Source organism: Desertibacillus haloalkaliphilus (assembly GCF_019039105.1).
GTDB classification, from domain to species: Bacteria; Bacillota; Bacilli; order Bacillales; family KJ1-10-99; genus Desertibacillus; species Desertibacillus haloalkaliphilus.
In genome coordinates this window covers 1-379 of the sequence record NZ_JAHPIV010000337.1, presented here as the reverse complement: position 1 = coordinate 379, position 379 = coordinate 1, and the positions used below count along the sequence as shown (strand labels likewise).

Below are 379 nucleotides of genomic sequence, written 5' to 3'. Positions count from 1 at the left end.
TTTTTTCCCCTCCTTTCCCCCCCCCCCTCTCTTCCTCCCCCCTCTTTCTCCCCCCTCTTTCTCTTCCCCTCTTTTCCCCTCTTTTCTCCCCTTTTTTCTTCCCTTTCTTCTTCCTTTCCTCTCTCTTTTCCTCCCCCCCCTCCTCTCCTTCCTCCCTTCTTTTTCTCCTCCTCCCCCCTCCCCTCTCCCCCTTCCCTCTTCCTTTCTTCCCCTTCCTTTCTCCCCCCTTTCTCTCCTTTTCCCCCTCCCTTCCCTCCCCTCTCCTCCTCTTCTCTCCCTCCCTTTCCTTCTCTTTTTCTTTCCCTTCCCCCCTTCTCCTCCCTCTTTTTCTCTTCTCTCCCTTTCCCCTTTCCCTCTTTCCCCTCTTTCTCTTTCCCTT

General features: G+C 54.6%; 1 protein-coding gene. It reads right to left on the bottom strand.

What is annotated here, in order from left to right; all coding sequences use genetic code 11:
* The coding region (locus KH400_RS30030; protein ID WP_217228343.1) for a hypothetical protein at window positions 1-379 on the bottom strand (379 nt) is incomplete at both ends.